The 7,529-nt window shown below is 58.2% G+C and carries 8 protein-coding genes; 4 read left to right on the top strand and 4 right to left on the bottom strand.

Translation table 11 applies throughout. The features are described from left to right. The 3 genes from cysC to FVV99_RS11325 all read left to right on the top strand — a co-directional run. Positions 1 to 1,370: adenylyl-sulfate kinase (cysC, locus tag FVV99_RS18805; RefSeq protein WP_148254175.1), on the top strand; the 1,370-nt coding region annotated here is incomplete at its 5' end. Positions 1,371 to 1,382: 12 nt separating this feature from the next. Next, positions 1,383 to 1,700, top strand: a complete 318-nt coding sequence (locus tag FVV99_RS19070) for a glycosyltransferase (protein ID WP_148254174.1) — start codon at positions 1,383 to 1,385, stop codon at positions 1,698 to 1,700. A 72-nt stretch (positions 1,701 to 1,772) separates the two neighbouring features. Then, positions 1,773 to 2,627, top strand: a complete 855-nt coding sequence (locus FVV99_RS11325; protein WP_148254173.1) for a hypothetical protein — start codon at positions 1,773 to 1,775, stop codon at positions 2,625 to 2,627. Between the two features lie 101 nt (positions 2,628 to 2,728). Here the strand turns inward: FVV99_RS11325 and FVV99_RS11320 are convergent, their stop codons facing one another. The 4 genes from FVV99_RS11320 to yiaK all read right to left on the bottom strand — a co-directional run bounded on the left by FVV99_RS11320 (position 2,729) and on the right by yiaK (position 6,929). Beyond that, positions 2,729 to 4,255: a tripartite tricarboxylate transporter permease gene (locus FVV99_RS11320; protein ID WP_148254172.1), complete on the bottom strand. Its 1,527-nt coding sequence runs from the start codon at positions 4,253 to 4,255 to the stop codon at positions 2,729 to 2,731. 5 nt (positions 4,256 to 4,260) lie between these two features. After that, positions 4,261 to 4,770, bottom strand: a complete 510-nt coding sequence (locus FVV99_RS11315) for a tripartite tricarboxylate transporter TctB family protein (RefSeq protein WP_148254171.1) — start codon at positions 4,768 to 4,770, stop codon at positions 4,261 to 4,263. A gap of 83 nt (positions 4,771 to 4,853) precedes the next feature. Then, positions 4,854 to 5,825, bottom strand: a complete 972-nt coding sequence (locus tag FVV99_RS11310) for a Bug family tripartite tricarboxylate transporter substrate binding protein (protein WP_148254170.1) — start codon at positions 5,823 to 5,825, stop codon at positions 4,854 to 4,856. An 87-nt stretch (positions 5,826 to 5,912) separates the two neighbouring features. After that, complete coding sequence (gene yiaK / locus FVV99_RS11305; protein WP_148254169.1) at positions 5,913 to 6,929, bottom strand: 3-dehydro-L-gulonate 2-dehydrogenase; 1,017 nt, start codon at positions 6,927 to 6,929, stop codon at positions 5,913 to 5,915. Between the two features lie 269 nt (positions 6,930 to 7,198). Here yiaK and FVV99_RS11300 point away from each other — a divergent pair, with 269 nt between their 5' ends. Further along, positions 7,199 to 7,516 carry an NIPSNAP family protein gene (locus FVV99_RS11300; protein WP_148254168.1) on the top strand — a complete coding sequence of 106 codons (318 nt, stop codon included), beginning with the start codon at positions 7,199 to 7,201 and terminating at the stop codon, positions 7,514 to 7,516. The last annotated feature ends 13 nt before the right edge of the window (positions 7,517 to 7,529 follow it).

Raw genomic sequence — 7,529 nt, 5'->3', positions numbered from 1 at the left:
TCGCCGAGAAGCTCAATGCCCGCGACATCCGTTTCGTGCCGATGTCGGCGCTGGAAGGCGACAACGTCGTCAATCGCAGCGCACGGATGCCCTGGTATCAGACCGCCGGCAAGGACGGCCAGCCACTGCTGGAACTGCTGGAAACGGTCGAGATCACGCATGATCAAAACCTGACGGACCTGCGCCTGCCGGTGCAGTACGTCAACCGACCGAATCTCGATTTCCGCGGCTACAGTGGCACGCTGGCGGCCGGCATCCTGCGTCCGGGGGTGGCGGTCAAGGTCTTGCCCTCGGGCAAGTCCAGTACGGTCGAGCGTATCGTGACGTTCGATGGCGACCTGGAAAAAGCCTACCCCGGGCAGGCCATCACGGTGACCCTGGCGGATGAAATCGATATCTCACGCGGTGACTGGCTGGTGGCGGCCGATGCCGAGGTGCCGCTGTCGAACGCCTTCGAGGCGGATATCGTCTGGATGCACGATACGGCACTGGAAACCGGCAAATTGTATGACCTGAAACTGGCCACGCGCGATCTGGCCGGACAGGTGACGGCGATCGATTATCAGGTCGACGTCAATACGCTGGAGCATAAGCGCGCCGATCATCTCGATCTGAATGCCATCGGCCGTTGCCGGGTCGAGTTGACGGCGCCGATTCCGCTGGATGATTACCGTCAGAGCCCAGGCACGGGCAGCTTCATCGTCATCGATCGACTGACCAACGTGACGGTGGGGGCAGGCATGATTCACCGCACGCTGGATACCGAGCTTCCCTACGAGTTTCGCGATCACGACAGCAAGGCCGATGTGGTGTGGAACCGCACCAGTGTCACGCCGGCGATGCGTGAGCAGATCAAGGGCCATAGCGGTAAGTGCTTCTGGTTTACGGGCTTGTCCGGCTCGGGTAAATCGAGTCTGGCCAATGCGCTGGAAGTCGAGCTCAATCGCCGGGGCTATCATACGATGTTGCTGGATGGCGACAATGTCCGCCATGGGCTGTGCAAGGATCTTGGCATGGGCGAGGCGGACCGCGCCGAGAACATTCGTCGGGTCGGAGAGGTTGCCAAGCTGATGGCGGATGCCGGGATCATCGTGATCACCGCCTTCATTTCACCGTTCCGCGATGACCGGGATGCCGTACGTTCGCTCTTCGAGACCGGGAACTTCGTCGAAGTGCATGTCGACACGCCGATGGACATCTGCGAGCAGCGTGATCCGAAGGGGCTTTATCAGAAGGCGCGGGAAGGCAAGATCAGGGACTTCACCGGCATCAACAGCCCCTATGAACCCCCCAGGAATGCCGAGGTGGTGGCGGATACCGAGACTGCCGAGCCCCAGGATATCATTGCCCGGTTACTGAAGCGGTTGTGAGTTCACTGCTTGATGCCGCTGTCGCCGGCGTGGAACTTTCAACCGACGGCCTATGCGGCGGTTGAAAAGGGATATACGCATTTACGTCCCTATTTGCGGGCGTTGGAAAACGCGATTCGGACACCCCGTATCGTTCATTTCATCGGTTCGGTCAAACCGTGGCATTCCATGTGTGTGCATCCTTTGCAGTCAGTGTTTCTGTCTTATACGCAAAGGACTCCCTGGCCGATTGATGCACGAGAATTGAGGCAGCGGCTACCATGGTCAAAGCGGCTGCGATTGGCCATGAAACATCGCAAGATTCGCCGCCGGCGAGTCAAGTCTCACTGACTGGCCGAAATGGTAAGTTGTCGTTGTGTTGGATGCATGAGTCGCATTCGCTGTGGGTGTAGAGGACGTGTTATGAGTTCCAGGGACGAACTACCCAAAACCCCTACTGGGGAGCCGGTTCAACCCGAGCTCTACGATCCCAAGTTGCGCTGGGCCATGCAGCGTTCGCGTTGGCTATATTGGCTGCGTGATTCCGTGTCGTCTTATACGGTTCGTCCGGCGGAGGACTGGCTGTTCAAGCAGTGGTTGGAAGAACGTCCCTTGAGTCATCGTATTGAAGCGATGGGACTGCCGCGTCGTAGTGTCGAAACGTATTTGGACAGCAAGCTGGATATCACTATCGACCCTGCCAAGCTGGTATATTCGATGTCGCTCAAGCGGTCGTTCACGGATCGGCGAGAGCGGCGCGGCGCTTCCAATCGCTTCATTTGGCAGGGGGATTGGGATTTGATGCGTTTCGATTTTCAGACGAGCCAGCGTTACCGTTTTATCAGTGACATCTGGCAGCATCGCAGCAACCTTGGTGAAAGTTCGTCCTATCAGCACTTCGTCCAACAGTTGAAGTCAGGGAAGCCGTTCTGTTCTCCGCATCGGGGCGTGCTGCTCAACACCAGCATGCGAGTGTGCCACTATCTGACGTTGTATCTTGGTTACATGGATGTGATGGCCCGGTCTGGGTTCGATGCAACACGCGGGAAGGATCGATTAGGCGTAGCCATCGATCGGCAAGGTCGGATACTCAAGCTCAACAAAGGGTTGCACCGTCTGGCGATGGCCCAGGTGGTAGGACTGGATAAGATTGTCGTACGTGTTCGGGCCGTTCATGTGGACTGGTGGCGAGAGGTAACGCAGGGAGCTCATGGACAGGAAGCGTTGAATCGATTCGTCGCTGCCTTGAACGATTGCGAGCCAGTATCCATGGCATGACGAGACGGCTCAGCGATGAAAGAAGACGCCTCGGCATCGCTCGTGCCGAGGCGTCTTGCGTTTAGCGCGGTACCTGTCTTGCGCGAAGACGGCGTGTCACGCTATTTCGTGACGTCTTCCACCGTTGGCGTCTTGGGTTTGCGAATCACCATGAAGTAATAGAAGACAGCCGTCAGCAGCAGGAAGAACAAGCTGTCGAGATTGGTGATGAATACCAGCGGATTGCCATCGTTGATGGACAGCGAACGGCGGCAGTACTCTTCCAGACTCGGCCCAAGCACGAAGCCGAGCAGGAGACAGGCGATGGGGTAGCCGTGCTTGCGCAGTATGAAGGCGACGACACCGAAGATCAGCGCTAGCATCATCTGGAACATCGAGTACGTGGCGACGTAGCTCCCCACCAGTGCGACGACAGCAATGCTCGAGTAGAGTATATCCCGCCTGATCGAGACGATACGCACGAAGTAGGGGCCCAGGATGTACAGCGTCAAGGGCACCAGCACCAGAGCGCTGAGGAATAGCGCGGCGAACATCGGGGCGATGAGATGCAGCTGGGTATCCAGAAATTGAGGGCCAGGCTGCAGGCCGTTGATCACCAGCACCCCAAGTACGATCGCCGTGGTCGGGTCGCCGGGAATACCGAACGTGAGCATCGGTACGAAAGCCCCGCTACACATCGAGTTGTTGGCGCCTTCCGCGGCCGCGATTCCCTCATGCGACCCTTTGCCGTAGCGCTCGGGATGTTTGGAACTGCGCATTGACTCGGCATAGGAAACGAAGGCGGCCATCGAGCCTCCTGCACCGGGCAAGACGCCGATGCCATAACCGATGATGGCGGACTTGATATAGCGGAACAGCCCGATTTCACGCACCTCGCTGAGCGGTGGGATGAAATCCCGACGGCGGACTTTCTGCGCCTTGATATCCTCCGTGTCGACCGTGCGTGCCTCGCGCTTCTGGGCTTGAACGAGCAATTCACTGATGGCGAAGGCACCGATGACCAGAGGCATGATATCGATACCCTGCATCAGGGTGCTGGTCCCGAAGGTGAAACGAGCGATCGGCTGCATCACATCGATGCCGACCGTAGCGACCATGACGCCAAGTGTCGTGGCTACCAGCCCTTTGGGGATGGAGTCACGCTGGGATATGACGATCACGATTAACGCAAAGGCAATTAGCGAGAATTTGCCGGGCGTGCGTATCAGAAGCGCGGCTTCGGCCGCCATGGGAGCGATCAGCATCAGTAGAACCGCGCCGATGGCGCCGCCGATCATGGAAGCCAGAGCGGCATGGCCCAGCGCCTTGGCACCTTGACCGCGCTGTTGCAGCGGGTAGCCTTCGATGGCGGTCATCATTGAGGCAGGGGCGCCGGGAATGTTGATCGTGGTGGCCGTGATGCTGCCGCTGCACATGCCGGCCATGAAGATGCTGGCGCAGGCAACCAGGGCTGCCGTTACGTCCAGGCTATAGGTGAGCGGCAGCAGCAGGGCGATGGCTAGCATCGATGTCAGCCCCGGTACCGCGCCGAAAAACGTGCCGATCAGGTAGCCGCCGATCATGTAGGCAAGGATTTCCGGCTGCGCCAGTGTGGCGAATCCGTTGAGTATCTCGTTGATGTAGTCCATAACCGTTACGTCCACAACGTGGGCAGTCGTACCTGGAAAATGAGTTCGAACAGGGCGTAACCGAGCAGTGTGATAATGGCTGCGGCAAGGATCTTCACGATCCAGGCCTTGCCACCTTTACCGAATCCGCGCTCGCCGAAAATGAACGTCAGCAGGAAGACGTACAGGAACGTCGAGAGAGAGTATCCGATGACGGAAAAGACGCCGATGTACACACCTGTCAAGAGGGTGACCCAGAGTGCGCCGAACTGCCGCTCGCCCGTCTCTGTCGCCTTGGCTTCATCCCCGCTGTCATCGGTATCGTGGCCATCTCGTTTGTTGCGGCCTTGCCATAACACGACGACGATGGACAGGTACATGATTACAGCGAGAAGGACTGGAAAGAACGATGCCGTTATGTCACCTCCCTGGATGGGGGGTGCCATTTTCAGGGCTTCGACCAGATAGATGGTCGTTACTATGAGTATCAGGGCGGGCACGACCCATTTGCCCCCCAAACCGTACGCATGTTTCAAGAAATTGACCCTCTAGTCATCGGAAAGCCTTGGTACTGGGAATGATGAGCCCGCTACGGAGCGATGCCGTAGCGGGCCAAATATCATTCTTCGATGATGCCTTGCTCCTGCAGGTCTTCCATGGTGGCGAAGATTTCTTCCTGAGTCTCCTTCACCCACTCGGTGACGTCGTCACTACCCAACCAGTTGGGGGTGACACCTACGTCGACCAGCCATTCCTGAAACTCGTCGCTTTCATACGCTTCCTGATAAGCGCTTTCGAGCTTGTCCAGCACGTCTTCCGGGGTGCCGGCTGGCGCGGCCAGGATGATGAAGCTGCCCATCTGGACGTCGAGATCATACTCGGAAACCGGCGGAATCTCCGGGAAGGACTCGCTCTGTACGTCGGTGAACTCCAGCAGACCGCGTGCATCGCCGCCGTTGATCAGAGAGGCGAAATCGCCCAGGCTGGTAATGGCGAAATCGATTTCACCATTCAGCAGCGCTTCCTTTTGCGGTGCAGCACCGCCTGGGTAGGAGACGAGCTTGAAGTCTGCGCCGGTTGCGTCCATCAACTGGAGCAGGGTCAGGTGAGTGCGGGCGCCCATGTTCTGGATGCCGGCACGAATCTCGCCGGGGGATTCCTTGGCGGCTGCAATCAGCTCGTCGAAGTCCTCGTACTCCGACTCGTCGGGTACGATGAGCGCATCCGGCTCGCTGGTGATCCGCGCGATCAAGTCCATCTTGTCGACGCTGTAGCCGGACAGCATGTCCTGCCAGGGAACGGTGACGACACTGTCGTAGGTCAGCGCGCCCAGGGTGTACCCATCGGCGTTGGCGTTGATGAGCTGGATCAGCCCATTGCCACTCATGCCGCCTTCGATGTTTTCGACGTACATGGTGCCCGGCAGCGTCTCTTCCGTCAGATCGGTGATCTTGCGCACGATACCGTCGGTACCACCACCGGCTGCCCAAGGCACGATCATGCGGATGTCGCGTGTTGGATAGTCGTCAGCGCTGGCACTCGTGGCTGCGACTGACATGATGCAGGCAATACCCATCGCTCGTTTAAGCATCGCGTTGCTCCTGTTGTTGTCTTGCGCTTGGTGATGTCTCCGCCGATAAGGTACCGGCGGAGGTGGTGCTTGGTGAACGTAGTGACCTCACTCAGCGAGAGCGAGGATATCGTTCCAGGTCGTATCGTCGACCTCGACGACATGGTCGTTCTTGTCCCGCCGGCGAGTCTCGTATGTCGTCTTGCCCGGCCAGCGTACTGTGTTACCGCTCTCATCCGGGGTGGCGGCTTCCAGGTGGGCGGTAATGCTGTCCACCAGAGTCTGGCACATATCCTGACCGCCCAGATGCGTGGGGTCGAACAGCATGAAGACCTGACAGGCACCCGTTCCGCTGCCCCGTTGCAGTTCGTCGATTTCATGACTCGGCTTCCCTTGCGAGAGCAGGGCCGCTAGAGCATCGAGTAGAATGGCCAGTCCCGAGCCTTTCCAGTATCCCATGGGAAGTATACGACGTGTCGCTTCGATGGCGGCTGGATCTCTGGTGAGGGAGCCGCTGTCGTCGAAGCCGCCATCGATCGGTAACTGGCGGTGCTGCAACCGTTGTGTCTTGAGCTTGCCGTAGGAAAACTGTGACATGGCCATGTCGAGGACCAGCGGGCCGTTGTCGCTGGGCACGGCCATGACCAGCGGATTGTTGCCGATACTCTGTTGTGACGCTCCCCAGGCCGGCATGCAGGATTCGGTATTGGTCCACATGATGGCGGCATATCCCCGTTCGACGGCATGCCAGCCGTAGCTGCCACCACGCATCCAGTGTGTGGTATCGCGTACCGCGACAAGCCCCAGGCCATGCTCGCTGGCGAGGGTCATGGCACGCTCCGTAGCGTCCATGGCATTGCGGACACCGATGCCGAATCCGCCATCGTAGACTTCTAATGGCCCCAGCGCTTGCACTTTGCTCAGTGTGGCATCGGTATCGATCCAGCCGCGCTTGACGTAATCGACGAAACGCACGATACGACCGACGCCATGCGAGGCGACGCCGTCCCAGGTGCTCTCGGCATGAATACGCGCACAGAGCTTGGCCTCTTCGCTGCGTAGGCCGGCCCGCGACAAGACTCGTTCCAGCGTGCTAGCCAGGGTCGAAAAGGGAACTGCTGTCATTGATCATGCTGCCCTTTAGGTAATACATCATACAACTAACCTAGCGGTAGACTTGGCTGCAGGATATTAATCTTTAGTCTATCGTGGGCCATGAACGAGTCGGCTATCAGCCACAAGCGTGAAGCTATCGGTCGAATCACCCAGTCGCGCAGAGACATGCTGACAGCTTATTGAGCTAGTCGCCTACGACATGCACGACTAACGTCGTATTAGCGAATTTCATCATATGTATTACAAGTGGGAGGGTTCCAAGATCAAAAGGAGGAAACATGCTCGTCGATTTACGCACTTACACCATGGTACCTGGACGTTTGAAGGCCTTTCTTGAACTGTACGAGCGCGAGGGGTTGCCTATCCAACAGAAGCATCTGGGCAATCTGTTGGGGTATTTCGTCACCGAGACGGGGGATTTGAATCAGGTGGTGCACATGTGGGGATATGAGAGCGCTGCGGATCGTGAAGCCCGCCGGACGGCGATGGAGAACGATCCCGACTGGATCGCCTATCGCAAGAAGAGTGCCGAGGCGGGTAATGTGCAGCACCAGACCAATAAACTGCTCCGTTCGACCAGTTTTTCTCCGCTATGAGGCATTAGGCGCT

The sequence above is a fragment of the Aidingimonas lacisalsi genome (assembly GCF_008079445.1).
Taxonomy (GTDB): Bacteria; Pseudomonadota; Gammaproteobacteria; order Pseudomonadales; family Halomonadaceae; genus Aidingimonas; species Aidingimonas lacisalsi.
The sequence above is the reverse complement of the archived record's forward strand: the minus strand, read 5'-3'. Positions and strand labels throughout refer to the sequence as shown.

Excerpts from the sequence above, each read along its gene's own strand:
- FVV99_RS19070 (WP_148254174.1), top strand. The coding sequence starts at position 1,383 with ATGCCGCTGTCGCCGGCGTGGAACTTTCAACCGACGGCCTATGCGGCG.
- FVV99_RS11325 (WP_148254173.1), top strand. The coding sequence starts at position 1,773 with ATGAGTTCCAGGGACGAACTACCCAAAACCCCTACTGGGGAGCCGGTT.
- FVV99_RS11320 (WP_148254172.1), bottom strand. The coding sequence starts at position 4,255 with ATGGACTACATCAACGAGATACTCAACGGATTCGCCACACTGGCGCAG.
- FVV99_RS11310 (WP_148254170.1), bottom strand. The coding sequence starts at position 5,825 with ATGCTTAAACGAGCGATGGGTATTGCCTGCATCATGTCAGTCGCAGCC.
- yiaK (WP_148254169.1), bottom strand. The coding sequence starts at position 6,929 with ATGACAGCAGTTCCCTTTTCGACCCTGGCTAGCACGCTGGAACGAGTC.
- FVV99_RS11300 (WP_148254168.1), top strand. The coding sequence starts at position 7,199 with ATGCTCGTCGATTTACGCACTTACACCATGGTACCTGGACGTTTGAAG.